A 19,566-nucleotide genomic window follows, 5' to 3' on the forward strand; every position below is an offset into this window, starting at 1 on the left:
GATCCCGCATCCCGGACCGGGGGGCCGCAAGCACCGCCACCCCGCCCGGGCCAGGACGCCGGTCACCCGGGACGCCGCGCCGGAGCGTGGCGTGGGCCCCCGCGTGGCCCGGGCGCCACCAGGGCCTGGCACGGGCCCGCGCCGTCGCCGGCCACGGCGCGGGCCAGGACGCCGACTACCCGAGGTGCCGTCGGGCGAAGTCGAGTTCCAGCCGTACCTGCTTGATCCGCTCCTCGACGACGAGCGAGCCGTGCCCCGCGTCGTACCGGTACACCTCGTGCGGGGCGCCCCGGTCCTTCAGGCGGTCCACATAGTTCTCGACCTGGCGGATCGGGCAGCGTGGGTCGTTGACTCCCGCCGAGATGTAGACCGGTGCCTTCACGGCGTCGACGTACGTCAGCGGGGACGACGCCTCGAACCGCTCGGGCACTTCCTCCGGCGTGCCGCCCAACAGCGTGCGGTCCATCGCCTTCAGGGCCTCCATCTCGTCGTGGTACGCCGTGACGTAGTCGCCGACCGGGACCGCAGCCAGGCCCAGCGTCCAGTCGTCCGGCTGCGTACCAAGGCCGAGCAGGGTCAGATAGCCGCCCCACGAGCCCCCGGCCAGCACCAGCTTCTCCGGATCGGCGAGCCCGGACTTCACCGCCCACTGCCGCACCGCCGCGATGTCCTCCAGTTCGATCAGGCCGACCCGGTGCTTGAGCGCGTCCGTCCACGCCCGCCCGTAGCCCGTGGAGCCGCGGTAGTTGACCCGGACCACCGCGTAGCCGTGGTCCACCCAGGCGGCGGGCCCGGACGCGAACTCGTCACTGTCGTGCCAGGTGGGGCCGCCGTGGATCTCGAAGACGGTCGGGAACGGTCCCTCCGCCGGGGCGGCGGGCCGCTGCACGAGCGCGTGGATCCGGCCGCCCGGACCGTCCACCCACACGTCCTCCACCGGAACCGACCCCGGAGCCTTCGCGCCCGGCGGATCGAGCACCACCGCGCCCGTCGTGGACCGCACGACGGGCGGCTGCGCGGCCGACGACCACAGATACTCCACCGTGCCGTCCGGCCGGGCCGTGGCACCTGACACCGATCCGGCCGGCGTCTCCACCCGTACCGGAGCGGTATCGGTGCCCGGCTCGAACCGCCACAGGTCACTGCGGGCCTCGAAGCCGTGGACGATCAGCAGCGCGGAGCCGTCCGGATACCACTCGGCACCCACGTCGCCGGGCAGATCGATCGGGAGGTCCGTCTCCGTCCCCGCCACCGGATCCCAGATCATCGGCTCCCAGCGTCCCCGCCGCTGATGCCCGATCAGCAACCGGGTGTCTCCGGCCACCGGCGCGAAGCCCAGCACGGTCAGCCCCAGCTCCTCCGTGCCCCCCTTGGTGTCGTCGAGCTCGGCGACCGTCGTTCCGTCCGGCCGCACCACGCGGAGCGCCGAGTGCATCGCGTCGCCGTGCTCGGTGTGCTCCAGGGCGATCAGCGTCCCGTCGTGCGACAGGTCCCCGACGCCCGCCGACTCGCGGTGCCGGTAGATCTCGACGGGCGCGGACCCCGGCCGTACGACATGGATCGTCGTCCCGTCCTCGTCGGTGGATCGGCCGATCACCGCCGTCCCGTCCCGCCCGATCGCGAGCCCCGCCGGGTAGGAGGGGGCGAGACCGGGAGCCGCGGGCACGTCCGCCGTCCCTTCATCGCCACCGCCGTGGAACGGCTGGCGCATCCACACCCCGAACTCGTCCCCGTCGGTGTCGTCGAACCACCAGATCGCCTCGCCGTCCGGGGTCAGCACCCCGTCCGTCGTCCCGTTCGGCCGGTCGGTGACCTGCCGCTGATCCCCGCTCGCCCGGTCCCATGCGTACAGCTCGTACGTCCCCGTCGCGTTGGAGACGAACAGCGCACGGTCCGGAGCGTCCTCCGCCCAGTCGGGCAACGACACGCGGGGCGCCCGGAAGCGCTGCTCCCACACCGGAACGGAATCGGTCGTCGGTGCCGGAACGGAGCCGTTCGCCCGCGCCGGAGCGGAGTCGGTCGTCGAGCCAGTGATCTCAGTCATGCCCTCCATTCTGCGTCGGGCCCGGAAAATCCGTATCCATCGTCCTCAGTCTGTGGATAACCTCACCGGCATGTACTCCCCGACCCCGGACGACTGGCGCGAGGCGAACCGCGCGCGCTGGGATGAGCGCGTGGCGATCCATACGGCGAGCGACTACTACGACCTCGACGGTTTCCGGGCGGGCAAGGACGCGTTGCGTGCGTTCGAGCTCGCGGAGGTCGGGGACGTGACGGGAAAGTCGCTGCTGCATCTGCAGTGCCACATCGGGCTCGACACGCTCTCCTGGGCCCGGCACGGCGCCGCGCACGTCGTCGGGCTCGACTTCTCCGGGCCTGCCGTCGAGACCGCCCGTGGGCTGGCCCGCGAACTGGGGTTCACCCCGGACCGGGCGGCGTTCGTCGCCGCCGATGTACATGACGCGGCGGAGGCCGTCCCCGACTCCTCGTACGACATCGTCTACACCGGCGTCGGTGCGCTGAACTGGCTGCCGGACACCCGCCGCTGGGCCGAGATCGCCGCCGCGCTCGTCGCGCCCGGCGGATTCCTCTATCTCGCGGAGTTCCATCCGCTGACCGACTGCCTCGACGACGCGACCGGCTCGACGATCACGTACGACTACTTCAGCCGCGACGCATGGGTCGACGAGACACCGGGTACGTACGCGGACCTCGACGCGCCGACCGTCCACAACCGGAGCGTCGAGTGGCAGCACCCCGTCGGTGACGTGGTGTCGGCGCTGGCCGCCGCCGGACTGCGGATCGAGTTCCTGCACGAGCACGACGCCTCGCTCGTCCAGCGGTTCGCGGCACTGGAGCGGCACGCCGACGGGTTCCACCGCTTCTCGCCGGACCGGCCCCGCATTCCACTGATGTACTCGATCAAGGCGTCGAAGCCGGCTGCGGGTTGAGCGAAGGCCGGTTGTCAGTGGTGGGGTTCAGACTCGAACCATGACTGCCGATCTGCGTGCCACGGTGGAGACGTACTGGACCGCGGCCGAGACACGTGACTGGAACACCTTCGCGACGACGCTTGCCGAGGAGGTGCTCTACGACCTGCCGCAGACCCGCGAGCGCATCCGCGGCAAGGAGCGGTATCTCCGGTTCAACCGGGAGTATCCCCGGGACTGGCATGTCCGTGTTGAACGGATCGTGGCCGACCGGGCAGGCGAACAGGTGGCCGTACGGACGCTGTTCACTGTAGGTCTGGAAGAGATGCCCGCCATCCACTTCTTCACGGGGGACGACCAGGGCCGGATCGTGGAGATCACGGACTTCTGGCCGGAGCCGTACGAGCCGCCGGCAGGGCGGGAGCACCTCGCCGAGCGTTACTGAGGCGCGGCTTCCGGGGGCGGCCTCCACAGGGGTGGGGCCGGCCGCCGCCACCGCCGTACTTGCCGCGGCGACGGCCCTCGCCCTGCCCCGGCCGGGCGCTGCGGGCCGCGCTGAGCGGGACGGCGTACGTGTGGCGGCCCACCGGAGAATTCCCGGCGGACCGCCACCTTTCGTGCCGTACGAACGCGTTACTCGTTGCCCGTCATGCGACCGAGCGGAAGGCGGGCAGGTAGCCGCCCGACTGCCCCGTGGCCTTGGGGTGGTACGAGTTGTAGACCGGCGGCGTCACACTGTTGAGCCAGCCGTCACCGGAGCGCAGCGAGCTGGCCGCGGCATCAGTCGAACACCTGCGGGGCACCGCTACCGATGGCGCCCAGTGGTTGCGCGGATTCAGGCCGACACACAGACGCACTCTGTGGTGGCCCCCACGCGGGGTCCCACCACAGCGCGTCGGTCGCGGCCGGCCGGCGAAGATCAGTTGTGCCCGAACCTGCGCTGCTTCCGGTGGGAGACCTGCTCCGATATCGCGCGCACCGGCCCAGGTGCATCCGGAAGATGCGCCTGCCTCTGCTCCTTCGTCTCCGCGGACGCGCTGCGTTCGTGACCACCTGTGCGGGCACCGCGATTCTGTCGGCTCTGCTTCTTGCTCACGATCACGCCTCCTGTAGCCGGTCTCGGACGAGGGGCCACTTTCAGATTCGCATGTGAGTACGAAGCACGCATTCCGGACGGGCGGGCTGAGGACCAGGAGGGCGGCCCGTCGCGAGATACCGGATTGCCACCTGCGCGGACGGTCCGACCGTGCGAGTCCGACCAAGATCTTCTCTCGCATTTCTCCCAAACGATCTCCGGAAGCCACTCAGGGGCCTGATCCACTGAGTGGATCAGGCCCCTGACCTGGTTTTTCAGCTGTCGAGGTGGCGGGATGTGAACCCACGGCGTCTTCGTCCCGAATGAGATTCGAGAGTGGAACGGCAGCCGCATGCGTGAGATTTGCGCAGGTCAGGGTGTTGGTGGCGGTGAGTTTCAGGTGGTTTCGCCTGGGCTCGGGGAGCAGTTCGGCTCCCGAGCGGATCCCTGGAGACCCGGCCGATCTTCGGGGCGCGGTGAGTGGGTGGCTGCCAGCAACTCCAGCCCGACGGCCAGCCCTGCGGCTCATAGTTCCGCCACGCCGCCTTCGGCGTCCGCCAGGGCGGCAGGCACACCCTGCACGGTCAACGCGGCGGTGATGCAGCGCAGTTGGTCTGTGAGTCCGGCGCCCGGGACTCGGAAGAGCGGTGCGGCCCGCCCCCACGGGTCACTGGGCGTGCTCGGCGGCGGTGACGTCGGCCGGAGCCTTGTCCGCGCCCGCCGCACTGCCGAAGCCCCGCAGCGGCACGTGCCGGATGAACAGGGCGAGCACGATGCCGATGACGGCGACGCCCGCACCCCAGGCGAAGGCGGTGCCGACGCCGTCGCTGACGGCCTGGGCGAAGGCGTGCTGCACGGCCTCGGGCAGGTTGCGCAGCGCCTCGGGAGTCATCTGCGCCACTGCGCCACCAGCGTTCGCGGCTCCGGCACCGGCGGCGCCGTCCGCGGAGGTGAAGGAATCGGTCAGCGTGCTGGTGTAGAGGGCGCCGAGTACGGAGACGCCGAGGGAGCCGCCCATGTTGCGCAGGAAGGTGGCCGCGCCGGTGGCGGCGCCAATGTCCTTGAGCGGCGCGCTGTTCTGCGCGATGAGCATGGTGGTCTGCATCATGCAGCCCATGCCGGCGCCCAGGACCACCATGTAGATGCCTGTCATGGAGCGCGAGGTGCCGGTGTCCATGGTGGCGAACAGGGCCAGGCCGACCGTTATCAGGACGCTGCCCGCGATCGGCAGGGCGCGGTACCGGCCGCTCTTGCTGATCACGGCGCCGCCGGCGAGCGAGAGCACCATCGAGGCGATCATCATCGGCATCAGCAGCAGACCGCTGTTGGTGGCCGAGGACCCCTGCACGTACTGCTGGAACTGCGGCAGCAGCGTCACCCCGCCGAACATGGCGAAGCCGACGACGAGGCTGAGCGCACCGGCGAGGTTGAAGTTGCGGTCGTTGAAGACGGACAGCGGCATGATCGGCTCGGCCACGCGCCGCTCGACGAGGACGAACGCGGCGAACGCCACCACGGTGACCACGGCCAGGCCGATGATCATGGGCGACGCCCAGTCGTATTCGGTGCCGCCCCAGCTGGTGATCAGGACAAGGGTGGTGATCCACACGGTCAGCAGCGCGGCGCCGGTCCAGTCGATGCGCACCTGCCCGGCGCTCCTGCGGGGCAGCTTGGCGAGGACGAACCAGCACACCAGCAGGGCGACGATGCCCAGTGGCAGGTTGACGTAGAACGCCCAGCGCCAGTTGAGGTGGTCGGTGATGAAACCGCCCGCCAGCGGGCCGCCGATCATGGCGACCGGCATGACCGCCATCATCACGCCCTGGTACTTGCCGCGGTCGCGCGGCGGCACGATGTCGGCGAGCACCGCCATGACGCCCACCATCAGGCCACCCGCACCCAGGCCCTGCAGCGCGCGGAAGCCGATCAGCTCGCCCATGTTCTGCGACATTCCGCACAGCGCGGAGCCGAGCAGGAATATCGCGATGGAGGAGACGAAGGTGATGCGGCGGCCCAGCAGGTCGCCGAGCTTGCCCCAGATCGGGGTGGCGGCGGTGGAGGCGAGGATGTAGCCAGTGGTTACCCAGGCCAGGTGGTTGAGGCCGCCGAGGTCGCCCACGATCGTGGGCAGCGCGGGCGCCACGATCATGTTGTCCAGCATGGCCAGCAGCATGGCGATGACCAGGCCGCTCATCGTCACCATGATCTCGCGGTGGGTGAAACGTCGCGGATGAGTCTCGGCGTCTGCCGACGCCGGTGCTGTCTGCGTCACGGCGAATGCCTTTCAGCAATGGAACGGGCCGCCCGGGTCCGAGGGGAGCCGGACGAACGAATTTCGGACAGGGAGAGGGCGGCCGGTCGTACTCGGGTACCTTACTTACCGGCCGGCTAGTAGATTACTTGCCGACCGGTAAGTTGGCAACCAAGGGTCCTCCGACGACGATCGAGTCAGGCGATCCGGCGTACAGGAGTACCGGGGAGCCCCGGGGAGAACCATGGAAGGGAACGGATGGCGATGGCGGGGCGGCGGCGGGGCGACGACACGAAGGCCGAAATCCGCAAGGTGGCCATCGAGTTGTTCACCGAGCAGGGCTACGAAGCGACCTCGCTGCGGGAGATCGCCGAACGCCTTGGCATTACCAAGGCCGCGCTCTACTACCACTTCAGCAGCAAGGAAGACATTGTCCGCTCGCAGTTCACCGAGCACCTGGACGCACTCGACGACATGGTCGCCTGGGCCAGGGAGCAGCCGCCCGGTCCCGAGCTGCGCGTCCGCGCCGTAGACCGCATGATCGACCTGGTCACCGGTGGTGGCCTGTCCGCCATGCGTTTCGCGCTCGCCAACCAGCATGTCGTGCGCGACCTCCACCCCGGCCGGGAGAACGCGTTCGAGCGGCTCGGCGAACTGTTCAAAATTCTGGCCGGGCCGGATGCCTCGGTTGAGGAGGAACTCCGCATGCGAGCCGCGCTGTTGAGCGTCAACATCGTGCTGCTGGCCTCGCATGGCCTGGAGGTGTCCGACGAGAAGATCGCCGCGACCGCCCGCGACATCGCCCACCTGCTCGTCCCGCAGACCGGGACCGCTCCCCGGGCCGGCGGCTGGTAGCGGTCGAGGAACTGCTCACTGCCCAGGAACGGTTGTGCCGTGCTGAAGCTTCCGTAGCGGGCCGGCTGGTGGCCGCGGCCTGCTCGCCGATGCGGCAGACAGCGTGGCCTGACGAGCCGCTGTCCGGGGAAAGGGTGGCCTCCGGGAGGTTGCGACTCCAGGTCAGAGGGCCGGTACCGAACTCGGTACCGGCCCTCTGACCTGTTACGACGCGGACAGGTCACCCCCGCCACGGCCCAGGGGGCGTGGTGTCAGCGTGCGCCGGCCGCCAGCTCGTAGTCGCCGATGAGGTCTCCGAGCAGGGTTCCGGCGAGGATGTCGCTGGGGACGTGACCGGCCATGTAGACGCGGGAGTAGACGACTTCGTCCTGCATCCACTCGTAGTCCGTGGTGCGGTGCGGCGCGAGGGCGCTGAGCACGGTGACCGCGGCGGCGGAGCGTGCGGCGTGCCGGGAGGGATAGGAGTAGGGGCCCTTGGCGCCGGCCTTGAGGTGCTTGTCGGGGCGCAGGGAGGGGTCCAGGACGAACGGCGCGGGCTGCTTGTCCTTGGCGGCCAGCTGGTCGCTGATGGTCTTGGCCATCTTCAGGGCGTCCTTGAGCTGTGCCTTCTCCGCGGTGCCCTGGGCGGCGGGGATCAGTTCGCGCTGGTCGTGGAGGTAGAGCTTCCAGATGTCCTTCTTGCCGTAGATCTCCAGCCAGGTGGCGGCCTTCTTCCCGGCGGCGGTACGGGTCTTGGCGAGTTGCTGGACCTGGTGGAGTTCGGCGGTACGGGTCTGCGCGGAGGGCGGCGCGGGGATCTGCTGGGCGGCCCAGGCGGCGAACGCCTTGTCGTCGCGGGTGGTGCCGTGTTGTGCCTTCCACTGGGCGAAGAGCTTGTCGGCCTTGGTGCGCTGGGCCGCGACCTGCTTGCCGAGCGGGGCGATTTCCGTGTCGGTGAAGAGGGCCGGCGGCGGGTTCTGCTTGATGAGGGCGGTCGCTCCGGGCTTCTTGTGCGTGGCGGAGGTGAACGCGGAGGCTGTTGCCCCGATCATCTGCGGTCGCAGCAGGCCGACGGCGGCGGCCGCGACGGCGACGATCGCGATGACGGCGTACGGCCACTTGATGCTGCGCAGGACGTTCATGCGGCGTGGATCCTTTCGAGGTGCGGTGCCGTCACCGGTTGCCCGTCGGTCCGGAAGTGGGTGCGGGCGAGGTGGCGTACGTCGTTGTCGGGCAGGCCGGGGGTGAGCAGGGACTGGCCGACGATGTACTTGCTGAGGGAGACGGGCCGGGCGCCGAGGCGCAGCAGCAGCCGGTCGGCAGGTGCGGCCCGTAGGCCGCCCTTGGTCTCGACGAGGACGTGACCGGGGTCGAGGCCGGCGGTGCGGTCGCCGCGGTGGCAGGTGAGGATGCCGTCGAGGGTGACGCGGGTGCCGTGGTGGAGGTCGGCGAGGGCGGCGCGGACGTAGCGGATCTCGGCGGCGGGGGACAGGGCGGCGGCCCGGACGGGGATCCCGGCCTGCCGCAAAACGTCGTCGACGAACTCCGCGGCCATTGCGTCGAGTTGGCCGTACGCGGGGGCCGGGATCGTGAGCGCGTGCTTGACCGTGGCGCCGCGGCCGTCCTTGGTCTTCACCTCCGCCCGGCACAGTCCGTCCTCCGCGTACAGGCGCGTGCGGACCTTCCAGCGGTGGCGTCGCCGCTGGATGTGGGCGCGCCAGGCGCCGAGCTGCGGGGTGTCGAAGTACGTGCTGAGGTAGCTGGTCGTGCGCCGTCCGGCGAGGTCGAGGACCCGGTGGCTGTCGGCGAGCCGGTCGACGAAGAGGCGTGCGGCCTCGAGCGGGAGCAGGTACTTGCGGTCGGTGCGGTGTTGGAGAGCGGCTGCCGCGTCGACCTCGGTGAGCGTCGCGCCGCGCAATCCCGGGAGTCCGAGCGCGGTGGAGAGGGAGGCCACGTCCGTCATGACGCTGCCGCGCCCTCGCGCGCGGTGGGAAGGCCGGCCTCCGTGACGGCCGGTGGTTCGTCCGGCTGGGTGGGGTAGCGGGCGGAGACCCGGGTGGTCTCGCGTACGTAGTCGACCTCGTCGACCACGACGGACAGGGGAGACTGGCCGAAGCGGAACGCTACGTCCTGGGCGATGAGACCGGGGTCGGGGTAGATCCGGTCGAGGGTGACCTTGACGACCCGGGTCGGGTTGTACGTCCTGGGGTCGTCGACGACCAGCACGGCCACGAGCACGAGGACGTTCAGGGCGAGGACGAGCCAGCTCTGGCGCTGCGGCAGCCCGGTGACGAGAGCGATGACCAGGGCTGCGAAGGTGTAGGCGACATCGCGTAGGGTGAACGCCGCGCTGCGCAGCCGGACCAGGGAGAGGATGCCGAACAGGCCGAAGCCGACCCCGGCCGGGAACTTGCCCCCACCGATCGCGCCCATCGCGGCGAACAGGCCGATGTTCAGCGCGGTCAGCACGAGCGGCATCTCCGGTGCGCTGGGGCGGCGCCGGTAGAGCCAGCCGACCAGGATCAGCAGGGCGACGACGTCGAGGCCGCCGCGCGTGATCAGGTCCCCGGGGGCGATGTGGTCGGTGATGGCCTTCGCGGCGAGCACCGATATCGCTGTGTGCATGGCAGTTCCTTCCCCCGCGGCGCACCAGGAGGCGGACCGGCCCCGGTCCGCGATGCGCTGCGACGTGAAGAACGCTAGGGACGATGCATGAACAGACCATGAAGCCTTCTCGGCCGACCGGGTCGGGTCCTCGCGGCCGGGGCATCCGCGGTTCCGGTTAGCCTGGCCGTCATGCACTACCTGGTCGTCGACGACGAGATCCGCCTGACCGATCTGGTCGTCCGCTACCTCGGCGAGTCCGGGCACAGTGCCGAGGGCCGCTACGACGGGTCCTCCGGGCTGGCCGCCGCCCGCGATCCCCGGCTGGACGCGGTGGTCCTGGACGTGATGCTCCCCGGGATGGACGGGCTCGAGGTGTGCCGCACCCTGCGCGGCGAGGGCGTCGACGTCCCGGTGATCCTGCTCACCGCACGCGGCGCCGTCACTGAGCGGGTCGCCGGCCTCGACGCCGGGGCCGACGACTACGTCGTCAAACCTTTCGCCATGGAAGAGCTGCTCGCCCGGCTGCGCGCGATCTCCCGGCGCCGCCCCGACCCGTCGGGACGCCTCCGGGTCGGCGACCTCGTGCTGGATCCGGAGCAGCAGCGGGCCTGGCGGGGCGACTGCGAACTCGACCTGCCGCGCCGGGAGTTCGCCGTGCTGCACGTGCTGATGGAAAACGCGGGCCGGGTCGTGTCGCGGCTGCAGCTCCTCGACGAGGTCTGGGACGGCGAGACCGATCTGCGCAGCAACGCCATAGACGTCCACGTCTCCAAGGTGCGCGCCAAAGTCGACCGGGCCTTCGACCGCACCACGATCACGACGCTGCGCGGCCGGGGTTACCGCCTGGAGACCGCCCCGTGACACGGCCCGGTCGGCTGTCGGCGCGGTTGCGGCGCCTGCCGGTGGTCGCACGGCTGGTGCTGGCCGTCGCCGTCACCATGTCCCTCGTTCTGGCGGGCACCGCGGGCCTGGTCTACTGGCGCGTCGAAACCGCCCTGGACCGTCAACTGGACGGGGACCTGGCCACGTACCAGCAGAGTCTGGACCGGGCCGTGCGCGCCGGTGACGTACTGCCGCCCGGCCCCGATGGCAGTCTCCATCAGGTCCTCGACGCCGAGGGCCGGGTGCTGCACTCCAGCGGCGCCCTGCGCGGTCAGCAGTTGCTCACGCCCGCGGAACGCGCCGCCGTCGCGGACGGTGCCACCGTCCGCCGCGATGTCGGCTCCCTGCTGCCCATCACCTCGGACACGCTGCGGCTGCAGGCCAGGCGGGTCACCGTCGGCGGGCAGCCACGCATCGTGGTCGCCGCGGTCCGGCGGGGCCATCGTGACGAGGCGCTGCGCGAGCTCCTGGCCCAGCTGGCCCTGGCATCCGGGCTGACGCTGCTGGCCGCCTCGTACGTCGGCTACCGCACCGCCCGCGCCGCGCTGCGCCCCGTCGAGCGCTACCGCAGTGGCGCCGCCGCTCTCGCCGACAGCACGGGCGGGACCCAGGACCTGCGCCTGGAGGTGCCCACGGACCGTGACGACGAGATCACCCGGCTCGGCCACACCCTCAACCGCATGCTCGACCGGTTGGACGCCTCCGCCGCTCGCGAGCACCAGTTCATCGCGGACGCCAGCCACGAGCTGCGCACGCCGCTCACCCTGATGCGGGCTGAACTCGACGTGGCGCTGCACCGGCCACGCAACGCCGAGGAGCTGACCGACACGCTGCGTTCCGTCGACACCGAGGTCGGTCGCCTGGTCAGCCTGGCCAACGCTCTCCTCGATCTGGAACAGCTCGACAGCGGTGAAGGCGTGCAGCGCAGCGCCATCGGCCTCGGCCGCCTCCTCGACGGCGCCTGCGGCCGCTACCGGACAGCCGCCGCACGCGAGGAACGCACCCTCACTGTTGAGCACGGCGACGCCACGGTGCGGGTCGACCCGCGCTGGCTCGAACCGGCCATCGGCACCCTGCTGGACAACGCCCTGCGCCACGGCGCCGGTGCGATCCGGCTGCGCGCCGAGACCCACGGCGGGCGTCTGCGGCTGACGGTCACCGACGAAGGCCCCGGCTTCCCGCCCGACTTCCTTCCACGTGCCTTCGACCGCTTCTCCCGGGCCGAGACCAGCCGCACCACCCCCGGCACCGGACTCGGTCTGGCTCTGGTCGCGGCGGTCGCCGCCTCGCACGACGGCACCGCCCAGGCCGAGAACACCGCATCAGGCGCGACCGTCACCCTCGACATCGCCTGCTGAGCCCGCCGAGCCGGTGTCACCCGCCTCCGCAGCGGCGGCGTACGGGGCTGATCACGAGCAGGATGGCGAGGGCCGCGTACCCGCGGGTGCATGACGATCGTCGTACCGTCTGTGGTCGCGTCGGCACAACTCGTAGCGGGCGCATCTTCCAAGGTGCGCGCGGCGCGCGGCGCGTTCGAAGGTGGATCGCTACCCGCCGGGAGCCGGACCTCGAAGCCGGCTCCCAAGTGGCCTCAAAACCGAGCCGCACAGCAGGTCAGGCCCGATGCTGATCTCTCAGCATCGGGCCTGACCTGGTATTTCTCTGTCGGGGTGGCGGGATTTGAACCCACGACCTCTTCGTCCCGAACGAAGCGCGCTGCCAAGCTGCGCTACACCCCGATCGCCGCCGGTCTCCCGGCGACATCGATTACTTTAGCCCACCCGCGCCCGGAGACGAAATCCGGTTTTTGCCCCGGTGGGCGGGGCGCCCCCGGTTTTTCAGTCGCGGGGCGTCAGCGTCAGCAGGGTCGCCTCTGGCGGGCAGGCGAAGCGGACCGGGGTGTAGCGGTTGGTACCGCAGCCTGCGGAGACGTGGAGGTAGGCGCGCCGGTCGCCGACCGTGTGGCTGGAGAGCCCCTTGACCCGGTCCGTGTCCAGGTCGCAGTTGGTGACCAGAGCCCCGTAGAAGGGGATGCAGAGCTGGCCGCCATGGGTGTGGCCCGCCAGGATCAGCGGGTAGCCGTCGGCGGTGAAGGCGTCGAGGCTGCGCAGGTACGGGGCGTGGACCACGCCGATGGACAGGTCGGCGCCCGTCTCGGGGCCGCCCGAGACCTCCGCGTACCTGTCGCGCTTGATGTGCGGGTCGTCCAGACCGGTGAAGGCGAGCTCCAGGCCGTCCAGCTTGAGACGGCCCCGGGTGTTGCTCAGGTTCAGCCAGCCCGCCTCGTCGAATGCGTCGCGCATCGGCTCCCACGGGTTGTGGACGACACCGACCGCGGGGGCGTTGCCGTTGAGGCCGTGCTTGCCCTGGACCTTCTCGAAGAGGTAGCGGGCCGGGTTACGGAGCTTGGGCCCGTAGTAGTCGTTGGAGCCGAAGACATACACACCCGGGATCTCCATCAGCGGACCGAGCGCGTCCAGCAGCTCCGGTACGGCCTCCGGGTCGGAGAGATTGTCGCCGGTGTTGACGACGAAGTCCGGGCGCAGGCCGGCCAGCGACTGCAGCCAGCCGCGCTTCTTGCGCTGGCCGCTCACCATGTGGATGTCGGAGACCTGCAGCACGCGCAACGGGCGTGCCCCGTACGGGAGTACGGGGACGGTGACCCGTCGGAGCCGGAACGAGCGGGCTTCGAAACCTGCCGCGTAAACGAGCCCGGCGGCGCCGACCGCTGCGCCGACTGCCGTGACTTTCAGGGGTACTCCGTAGCGTGCGCGCATGTGCCCATCGTCGCAGACACGATGCGGCGAGAGGAAAACCGGAGGGCGGTGGCCACCCCGCACCTGCCACAATCAGCACATGACCACGCTCAAGTCCAAGCTCAAGGAAGACCTCACTGCGGCCATGAAGGCGCGCGACGAGCTGACCTCGTCGACGCTCCGGCTGACCCTCACCGCGATCACCAAGGAGGAGGTCAGCGGCAAGACGTCGCGTGAGCTCTCCGACGACGAGGTGCAGAAGGTCATCGCCAAGGAGGCGAAGAAGCGCCGCGAGGCCGCAGAGGCCTTCGCCCAGGGCGGCCGGACGGAGCAGGCCGAGCGCGAGAAGGCGGAGGGCGAGCTGCTCGACGCGTACCTGCCGAAGCAGCTCAGTGACGACGAGCTGGGTGCAATCGTCGCGTCGGCGGTCGACGAGGCGAAGGCCGCCGGCGCCGAGGGGCCGCGGGCGATGGGTGCCGTCATGAAGATCGTGAACCCGAAGGTCGCGGGGCGCGCGGACGGCGGCCGGGTGGCCGCCGCGGTGAAGAAGCTCCTCGCGGGCTGAGCGGACCGTACACACGAGGAGGTGGGGGGGGGGGGGGGGGGGGGGGGGGGGCCCCCCCCCCCCGACCGGGGGCGGGGGCGCGGGCGGGGGGGGCGGGGGGGGGGGGGGGGGGGCGGGGGGGGGCGGCGCCGGGGGGGGGGGGCGGCCGCGCCCGGGGGGGGGGGGGGGGGCCGCCCCCCCCCCCCCCCCCCCCCCCCCCCCACCTCCTCGTTCATGGACCGAGCGGCCGGTCAGGGACCCTTTGTGCCGTCGGGACCCGGTTGCTGGGGTCCGTAGTTCCCGTCGGTGTTGTCCGGCGGGATGCCGGGGAACGGGTTGTTGCCGTCGCCCCTGTTCCGTCCCTTGTCACGTCCCCGTCCGTGTCCCCGTCCCCAGCCCGGGCCCTCGTCCGTGTTGTCCGGCGGGTCCGGGATGTTGACGGTGTTGAACGACGGGGCGGGCATTCCGTTGAGGGCGTTCGTCATGGCGTCGCGCCAGATCGGTCCGGGGACCTGACCGCCGTACACCTTGTCCTGGTACACGCCACCGATGGTGACGCCCTCCATCTCGACGCTCTGGGACGGGCTGCCGACCCAGACCGCGCCGGACATGTTCGGCGTGTAGCCGACGAACCAGGCGTTCAAACGGCGGTCGGTCGTACCCGTCTTGCCCGCGTTGTCGCGGTTCTGCAGGCCGGCCTGCTGACCGGTACCGGAGTCGATCACACCGCGCAGCAGGGTGCTGACGGTGTCGGCCGTCGTCTGCGACATCGCCTGCGAGCAGGTGGTCTTCGGTACCGGGAGCGACTTGCCGTTCGCCGTCGTGACCGCCTCGATGGCGATCGGCGTGCAGTACGTGCCCCGGTTGGCGAAGGCGGCGTACGCGCTGGCCATCGTGAGCGGCGAGAGGCCGTTGGAGCCGAGGGTCAGTGTGGCCGGTCTCTGCGGCAGCTTGGTGCCGTCGCCCTGCACCACACCGAGCTTGTCGGTCATCTGGGTGACCGGGCACATGCCGATGTCCTGGAGCATCTGGACGAAGTAGGTGTTGACCGACTTCGCCATCGCTTCCTTCAGGGCGTACGGCCCTTCCTCGGACTCGCTCTCGTTCTCCAGGTGGTCCTTCGGCACACTGGTGTTGACCCACGGCTTTCCGCAGGTCTGAACCGTGTCCGGGTAGTCCATCTCGTACGGCGACGAGTACATCTGCGTCGCAGGCATGCCACCCTCTATGGCCGCCGCGGCGAGGAACGGCTTGAACGTCGACCCGGTCGGGAAGCCGAAGTTCGAGCCGCCCATGTCCTTGTTGACCGAGTAGTTGTACTGGGTCTCGTTCGGCCCGAAACCGTACGGCTTGGACTGGCCCATGCCCATGATCTTGCCGGTGCCGGGCTGGACCAGCGTCACGGCGGTGGCGACCTTGTCCGTCTTGTAGACGTGACTCCTGATCGAGTCCTGCACGCCCGCCTGCGCCTGCGGGTCAAGCGTCGTGCGGACCGTGAGTCCGCCCTGGTTCCAGACCTTGGCCCGCTCCTCCTTCGTCTTGCCGAAGACCGGGTCGGTGAGGAAGACCTTGCGGACGTAGTCACAGAAGAAGGAGGCCCCGTTGACGGCCGTGATGCAGCCGTTCTTCGGCTTGCTGACCCTCAGCTTGATCGGCGTCGCCTGGGCCTTCTTCGCCGCCGTGCGAGTGATGTCCCCGACATCCGCCATCCGCTGGAGCACGGTGTTGCGACGCTTGGTCGCCTCCTCCGCGTCGTTGACCGGGTCGTAGCGGCTCGGCGACTGGACGATGCCGGCCAGCAGGGCGGCCTCCTCCAGCTTCAGGTCCTTCGCCGACTTGGAGAAGTAGCGCTGGGAGGCCGCCTCGACGCCGTACGCCTGCTGGCCGAAGAACGTGATGTTGAGGTAGTTCTCCAGGATCTTCTTCTTGCCGAGCTCTTCCTCGACCTGGATCGCGTACTTCAGCTCCTGGATCTTGCGGCCCATCGTCTGCTGGGTGGCCTGCGCGACCTTGTCCGGGTCGTCGCCCGCCTCCTCGACGAAGACGTTCTTCACGTACTGCTGGGTGAGGGTCGACGCGCCCTGCGCGGTCCCGCCCGCCTGCACGTTACGGTTCATCGCGCGCAGGATGCCCTTGAGGTCGACCGCCCCGTGCTGGTAGAAGCGGGCATCCTCGATCGCGATGATCGCCTTCTGCATGTACGGGGAGATGTCCTTCAGCGGAACGACGGTGCGGTCACGCGAATAGACCGTCGCAAGCATGTCGCCCTTGCTGTCCAGGATCTTGGTGCGCTGGCTCAGCGGCGGAGTCTTGAGGTTGGCCGGGATCTCGTCGAATCCCTCGACCGTCCCCTTCGCGGCGAGCCCCAGACCTCCGGCGGCCGGCAGCGCGATGCCTGCGAGCACGACTCCGGAGAGTGCGGCGACACCGAGGAACTTGGCGGCCTGCTGGGTCGCGGTGAGACCCCCGCCCGAGCGGTTCTTTGGCATGGAGGCAGCCTACGTTCTCATTCGCCGGACACGCGTATATGCGTTGGCCTAAGCTGCTCCCAACTGTCACAGCCGTCCGGTTCCGTATCAACCCCCATGCAGCATTCGGCCGTGACCCAACCACGGTTCGGCCAGCACCTCGGGCGCCCCCGAATTCGCCCCATGTGTCATTGAACGTCCGTTGCGACTCGGATCAATTGTCCCTATTTTGCGGGGATATTCTTGTATGTCCTCGCCTCACTCCCCCGGGTGATCTGCCGCGTACGCATAGTCCGTTCGGGCCATTCAAGATTGGGCCCGAAGGGGGTGTTGTGCTGTCGCCACCTTCCGTAACGTCCTCAACTGGCAGCGGTGAATATGCCGCTACCGCCGTGGGGGAGCCTCGATTCGGGAGAGGACGGCGCCGGGATGGGCTGGGTAACCGACTGGAGTGCGCAGGCAGCCTGCCGCACTACCGATCCGGATGAACTGTTCGTACAAGGGGCAGCGCAGAACAGGGCCAAGGCGGTGTGTACCGGTTGCCCGGTGCGGACCGAGTGCCTGGCCGATGCGCTGGACAATCGCGTCGAGTTCGGCGTGTGGGGCGGAATGACGGAACGGGAGCGTCGCGCGCTGCTGCGCAGGCGACCCACCGTCACGTCCTGGCGCCGGCTGCTGGAGACCGCTCGCAGTGAGTATGAGCGGTCCACGGGCATCCTGCCGGTGGCCATCGGTCTGGACGACGAACTGCACGAGACGTACGCCGCCGTGGGGTAGGCCGCCGGGGGCCACCCGGCCGTCCGGGTGAGTTACGCAGCTCCGGCCGGAGCGGAATCGGTCGCGAGCCGGTCCCCGACGGCCCGCAGTCCTGCGAGGTCGTGCACATCTCCGGGCAGCGCCGCGACTTCGGTCACGGCGACCTCGGGGTGCAGCGCGATGAAGCGGTCGCGGGTGCGCTGTTCGCGCGCGACCACCTGCATGCGTTCAGCGTGCAGCCGCAGCAGGCCTGCGGTCAGCTGCTCGACGGAGACGGCATCAGCCTCTGGTTCGGTGTCAGCATCCTGGGTGTGCTCGGAACGGGCGGGGGAGGGCGGCGACTCGGGGTCTTCGGGGGAGGTGACTGCCGAGTCGGCCGGGTCACGAAGTCCAGCCTTCCCGGTCGACTGATCCACAATGCCGATGTCGTCAAGATTTTCTGCGGCTGCCAGGGCACGCTCGGCGGAGAGCCGGGCGGCGTCACTGCCGTGGACCCGGTTGAGGACCAGACCGGCCAGGGGCATGTCCTCCGCGGCCAGCCGTTCCACGAAGTAGGCGGCCTCGCGCAGTGCGTCCCGCTCCGGGGTCGCGACGACGACGAACGCCGTGCCGGGCGCCTGCAGCAGTTTGTACGTGGCATCCGCCCGGGTCCGGAAACCACCGAACATGGTGTCCATCGCCGCGACGAACGTCTGTACGTCGCGCAGAAACTGGCCACCCAGCAGCTTGCCGAGCGTCCCGGTCATCATCGACATGCCGACGTTGAGGAACTTCATTCCGGCCCGGCCGCCCATCTTCGCCGGAGCCATCAGCAGCTTGATGAACTTCCCGTCCAGGAACGAGCCGAGCCGCTTGGGCGCGTCCAGGAAATCCAGCGCGGAACGCGACGGCGGGGTGTCGACGACGATCAGGTCCCACTCGTTGCGCGCCCGCAGCTGCCCCAGCTTCTCCATCGCCATGTACTCCTGCGTGCCCGCGAAACCGGCCGACAGGGACTGGTAGAAGGGGTTCTCCAGGATCGCGCGCGCCCGTTCGCCCTCCGCGTGCGCCTCGACGATCTCGTCGAAGGTCCGCTTCATGTCGAGCATCATGGCGTGCAGTTCACCACCGCCCTCACCCGCGCTCTCGATGCCCGGCACCCGACGCGGGACGTTGTCCAGGGAGAGAATGCCCATGGACTGGGCGAGCCTGCGGGCCGGGTCGATGGTGAGGACGACGACCTTCCGGCCGCGCTCGGCGGCCCGTACACCCAGTGCCGCCGCGGTCGTGGTCTTGCCGACGCCGCCCGAGCCGCAGCACACGATGATCCGGATGTCCGGATCGTCGAGCAGCGCGTCGGTGTCCAGCGCGGGCGCGGTGGCCGTGGCTGTGCCTGTACCGGCGTCCGTACGCGCATCGGTGCCCGGTTCCGTACCTGCTCTCATGCACCCACCCCTTGGCCCGCCTCTTCGCCCACGCCCTGCTTGCGGAGTTCGACCGCCAGGTCGTACAGGCCGGGCAGGTCCACGCCTTCGCCGATCAGCGGCAGTTCGTTGGTCGGCAGCTCCAGATCCGCGAGGGCCGCGCGCTGCTCGCGCTCCAGCTCGACCCGCTGGGCATGCTCGGAGGCCTGCTCGATCAGCGGACGTACCAGCGCCGCCGACCCGGTCACGCCCGCCCGGGTGAGCGCCTTGGCGATCTCCTTGCGGCGGCCCCCGGAGGCGGTACGCAGCGCGTCCTCGTCCAGCAGATGCGGCCGCACCATGTTCACGATGACCTTGCCCACCGGCAGTTCGGCCGCCCGCAGCTCCGCGACGCCGTCCGCGGTCTCCTGGACCGGCATCTCCTCCAGCAGCGTCACCAGGTGGACCGCGGTCTCCGGGGACTTCAGCACCCGCATCACGGCCTGCGCCTGATTGTGTATCGGGCCGATCCGGGCCAGCCCCGCCACCTCGTCGTTCACATTGAGGAAGCGCGTGATGCGGCCGGTGGGCGGCGCATCCATGATCACGTAGTCGTAGCTGTACCGGCCCTGCTTGTCCTTGCGGCGTACGGCTTCGCAGGCCTTGCCCGTCAACAGCACGTCCCGTACACCGGGTGCGATCGTCGTGGCGAAGTCGATCGCACCGAGCTTCTTGAGCGCCCGGCCCGCGCTGCCGAGCTTGTAGAACATCTGGAGGTAGTCGAGGAGTGCGCGCTCCGCATCGATCGCGAGGGCGAACACCTCGCCGCCGCCCGGCGCGACGGCGATCTTGCGCTCCTCGTACGGAAGGGAATCCGCCTCGAAGAGCTGGGCGATGCCCTGCCTGCCCTCGACCTCGACGAGAAGGGTGCGCTTGCCCTCGGTCGCGAGGGCGAGCGCGAGGGCGGCGGCGACCGTGGTCTTACCGGTACCGCCCTTGCCGCTGACGACCTGGAACCTGCTCACGTATTCGAGCCTAACCAGTACGGCCCCGGGCTACGCACGAGCCCGTACGTGCCAGG

General features: G+C 70.0%; 16 protein-coding genes, 1 tRNA gene and 1 pseudogene. 7 read left to right on the forward strand and 11 right to left on the reverse strand.

The window, feature by feature from the left end; genetic code table 11:
* Positions 1–175: 175 nt before the first annotated feature.
* The gene (locus ACIBB8_RS05125) at positions 176–2,044 is read right to left on the reverse strand and encodes a S9 family peptidase (RefSeq protein ID WP_398949050.1); all 1,869 of its coding nucleotides are present in this window, start codon (positions 2,042–2,044) and stop codon (positions 176–178) included.
* Positions 2,045–2,114: 70 nt separating this feature from the next.
* On the opposite strand from ACIBB8_RS05125, the gene ACIBB8_RS05130 reads away from it, so the two are divergent.
* On the forward strand, positions 2,115–2,951 hold the full coding sequence (locus ACIBB8_RS05130) for a class I SAM-dependent methyltransferase (protein WP_398949051.1): 837 nt from the start codon (positions 2,115–2,117) through the stop codon (positions 2,949–2,951).
* 40 nt (positions 2,952–2,991) lie between these two features.
* Positions 2,992–3,375 carry a nuclear transport factor 2 family protein gene (locus tag ACIBB8_RS05135; protein WP_398949052.1) on the forward strand — a complete coding sequence of 128 codons (384 nt, stop codon included), beginning with the start codon at positions 2,992–2,994 and terminating at the stop codon, positions 3,373–3,375.
* Positions 3,376–3,577: 202 nt separating this feature from the next.
* Here ACIBB8_RS05135 and ACIBB8_RS05140 read toward each other — a convergent pair.
* Both ACIBB8_RS05140 and ACIBB8_RS05145 read right to left on the reverse strand, forming a co-directional pair.
* Positions 3,578–3,694 (reverse strand): annotated as a pseudogene (locus tag ACIBB8_RS05140) (lipase); the annotation flags it as partial.
* A gap of 978 nt (positions 3,695–4,672) precedes the next feature.
* Positions 4,673–6,277, reverse strand: a complete 1,605-nt coding sequence (locus ACIBB8_RS05145) for an MDR family MFS transporter (protein WP_398949053.1) — start codon at positions 6,275–6,277, stop codon at positions 4,673–4,675.
* Between the two features lie 237 nt (positions 6,278–6,514).
* Between ACIBB8_RS05145 and ACIBB8_RS05150 the strand changes: the two genes are divergently transcribed.
* Positions 6,515–7,111 (forward strand): TetR/AcrR family transcriptional regulator, encoded by a 597-nt coding sequence (locus tag ACIBB8_RS05150; protein WP_398949054.1) that lies wholly within the window; start codon positions 6,515–6,517, stop codon positions 7,109–7,111.
* Between the two features lie 251 nt (positions 7,112–7,362).
* On the opposite strand, the gene ACIBB8_RS05155 is transcribed toward ACIBB8_RS05150, so the two are convergent.
* From ACIBB8_RS05155 to ACIBB8_RS05165, 3 genes are read right to left on the reverse strand one after another with little or no spacing between them, the layout of a single operon-like run.
* Complete coding sequence (locus ACIBB8_RS05155) at positions 7,363–8,232, reverse strand: phosphatase PAP2 family protein (protein ID WP_398949055.1); 870 nt, start codon at positions 8,230–8,232, stop codon at positions 7,363–7,365.
* A complete protein-coding gene (locus tag ACIBB8_RS05160; RefSeq protein WP_398949056.1) occupies positions 8,229–9,053 on the reverse strand; it encodes a polyphosphate polymerase domain-containing protein in 825 nt (274 codons plus the stop codon). The genes ACIBB8_RS05155 and ACIBB8_RS05160 overlap by 4 nt, the downstream gene beginning before the upstream one ends.
* Positions 9,050–9,715 carry a DUF4956 domain-containing protein gene (locus ACIBB8_RS05165; RefSeq protein WP_398949057.1) on the reverse strand — a complete coding sequence of 222 codons (666 nt, stop codon included), beginning with the start codon at positions 9,713–9,715 and terminating at the stop codon, positions 9,050–9,052. Before ACIBB8_RS05165 ends, ACIBB8_RS05160 begins: the two co-directional genes overlap by 4 nt.
* A 171-nt stretch (positions 9,716–9,886) precedes the next feature.
* Between ACIBB8_RS05165 and ACIBB8_RS05170 the strand changes: the two genes are divergently transcribed.
* Positions 9,887–10,558, forward strand: a complete 672-nt coding sequence (locus ACIBB8_RS05170; protein WP_398949058.1) for a response regulator transcription factor — start codon at positions 9,887–9,889, stop codon at positions 10,556–10,558.
* The gene (locus ACIBB8_RS05175; RefSeq protein ID WP_398949059.1) at positions 10,555–11,937 is read left to right on the forward strand and encodes an ATP-binding protein; all 1,383 of its coding nucleotides are present in this window, start codon (positions 10,555–10,557) and stop codon (positions 11,935–11,937) included. Before ACIBB8_RS05170 ends, ACIBB8_RS05175 begins: the two co-directional genes overlap by 4 nt.
* Before the next feature lie 307 nt (positions 11,938–12,244).
* Here the strand turns inward: ACIBB8_RS05175 and ACIBB8_RS05180 are convergent.
* Both ACIBB8_RS05180 and ACIBB8_RS05185 read right to left on the reverse strand, forming a co-directional pair.
* Positions 12,245–12,318 (reverse strand) — tRNA-Pro (locus ACIBB8_RS05180).
* Between the two features lie 99 nt (positions 12,319–12,417).
* Entirely contained in the window at positions 12,418–13,356 is a 939-nt protein-coding gene (locus tag ACIBB8_RS05185; protein ID WP_398949061.1) for a metallophosphoesterase, read from the reverse strand.
* 79 nt (positions 13,357–13,435) lie between these two features.
* Between ACIBB8_RS05185 and ACIBB8_RS05190 the strand changes: the two genes are divergently transcribed.
* Positions 13,436–13,900 (forward strand): GatB/YqeY domain-containing protein, encoded by a 465-nt coding sequence (locus ACIBB8_RS05190; RefSeq protein WP_358857089.1) that lies wholly within the window; start codon positions 13,436–13,438, stop codon positions 13,898–13,900.
* Between the two features lie 230 nt (positions 13,901–14,130).
* On the opposite strand, the gene ACIBB8_RS05195 is transcribed toward ACIBB8_RS05190, so the two are convergent.
* The gene (locus ACIBB8_RS05195) at positions 14,131–16,368 is read right to left on the reverse strand and encodes a transglycosylase domain-containing protein (RefSeq protein WP_398949062.1); all 2,238 of its coding nucleotides are present in this window, start codon (positions 16,366–16,368) and stop codon (positions 14,131–14,133) included.
* Positions 16,369–16,776: 408 nt separating this feature from the next.
* Between ACIBB8_RS05195 and ACIBB8_RS05200 the strand changes: the two genes are divergently transcribed.
* Entirely contained in the window at positions 16,777–17,124 is a 348-nt protein-coding gene (locus ACIBB8_RS05200; RefSeq protein WP_037690812.1) for a WhiB family transcriptional regulator, read from the forward strand.
* Positions 17,125–17,156: 32 nt separating this feature from the next.
* Here the strand turns inward: ACIBB8_RS05200 and ACIBB8_RS05205 are convergent, their stop codons facing one another.
* Both ACIBB8_RS05205 and ACIBB8_RS05210 read right to left on the reverse strand, forming a co-directional pair.
* On the reverse strand, positions 17,157–18,527 hold the full coding sequence (locus ACIBB8_RS05205; RefSeq protein WP_398949063.1) for an ArsA family ATPase: 1,371 nt from the start codon (positions 18,525–18,527) through the stop codon (positions 17,157–17,159).
* Entirely contained in the window at positions 18,524–19,510 is a 987-nt protein-coding gene (locus ACIBB8_RS05210) for an ArsA family ATPase (protein WP_398949064.1), read from the reverse strand. Before ACIBB8_RS05210 ends, ACIBB8_RS05205 begins: the two co-directional genes overlap by 4 nt.
* Between the last annotated feature and the right edge of the window lie 56 nt (positions 19,511–19,566).

Origin of the sequence: Streptomyces sp. NPDC051286, assembly GCF_044455345.1 — a bacterium.
GTDB lineage: Bacteria > Actinomycetota > Actinomycetes > Streptomycetales > Streptomycetaceae > Streptomyces.

What these genes read in the sequence shown, in the direction of transcription:
- ACIBB8_RS05125 (WP_398949050.1), bottom strand. Translation starts at nt 2,044, where the DNA reads ATGACTGAGATCACTGGCTCGACGACCGACTCCGCTCCGGCGCGGGCG.
- ACIBB8_RS05130 (WP_398949051.1), top strand. Translation starts at nt 2,115, where the DNA reads ATGTACTCCCCGACCCCGGACGACTGGCGCGAGGCGAACCGCGCGCGC.
- ACIBB8_RS05135 (WP_398949052.1), top strand. Translation starts at nt 2,992, where the DNA reads ATGACTGCCGATCTGCGTGCCACGGTGGAGACGTACTGGACCGCGGCC.
- ACIBB8_RS05150 (WP_398949054.1), top strand. Translation starts at nt 6,515, where the DNA reads ATGGCGATGGCGGGGCGGCGGCGGGGCGACGACACGAAGGCCGAAATC.
- ACIBB8_RS05155 (WP_398949055.1), bottom strand. Translation starts at nt 8,232, where the DNA reads ATGAACGTCCTGCGCAGCATCAAGTGGCCGTACGCCGTCATCGCGATC.
- ACIBB8_RS05160 (WP_398949056.1), bottom strand. Translation starts at nt 9,053, where the DNA reads ATGACGGACGTGGCCTCCCTCTCCACCGCGCTCGGACTCCCGGGATTG.
- ACIBB8_RS05165 (WP_398949057.1), bottom strand. Translation starts at nt 9,715, where the DNA reads ATGCACACAGCGATATCGGTGCTCGCCGCGAAGGCCATCACCGACCAC.
- ACIBB8_RS05170 (WP_398949058.1), top strand. Translation starts at nt 9,887, where the DNA reads ATGCACTACCTGGTCGTCGACGACGAGATCCGCCTGACCGATCTGGTC.
- ACIBB8_RS05185 (WP_398949061.1), bottom strand. Translation starts at nt 13,356, where the DNA reads ATGCGCGCACGCTACGGAGTACCCCTGAAAGTCACGGCAGTCGGCGCA.
- ACIBB8_RS05190 (WP_358857089.1), top strand. Translation starts at nt 13,436, where the DNA reads ATGACCACGCTCAAGTCCAAGCTCAAGGAAGACCTCACTGCGGCCATG.
- ACIBB8_RS05195 (WP_398949062.1), bottom strand. Translation starts at nt 16,368, where the DNA reads ATGCCAAAGAACCGCTCGGGCGGGGGTCTCACCGCGACCCAGCAGGCC.
- ACIBB8_RS05200 (WP_037690812.1), top strand. Translation starts at nt 16,777, where the DNA reads ATGGGCTGGGTAACCGACTGGAGTGCGCAGGCAGCCTGCCGCACTACC.
- ACIBB8_RS05205 (WP_398949063.1), bottom strand. Translation starts at nt 18,527, where the DNA reads ATGAGAGCAGGTACGGAACCGGGCACCGATGCGCGTACGGACGCCGGT.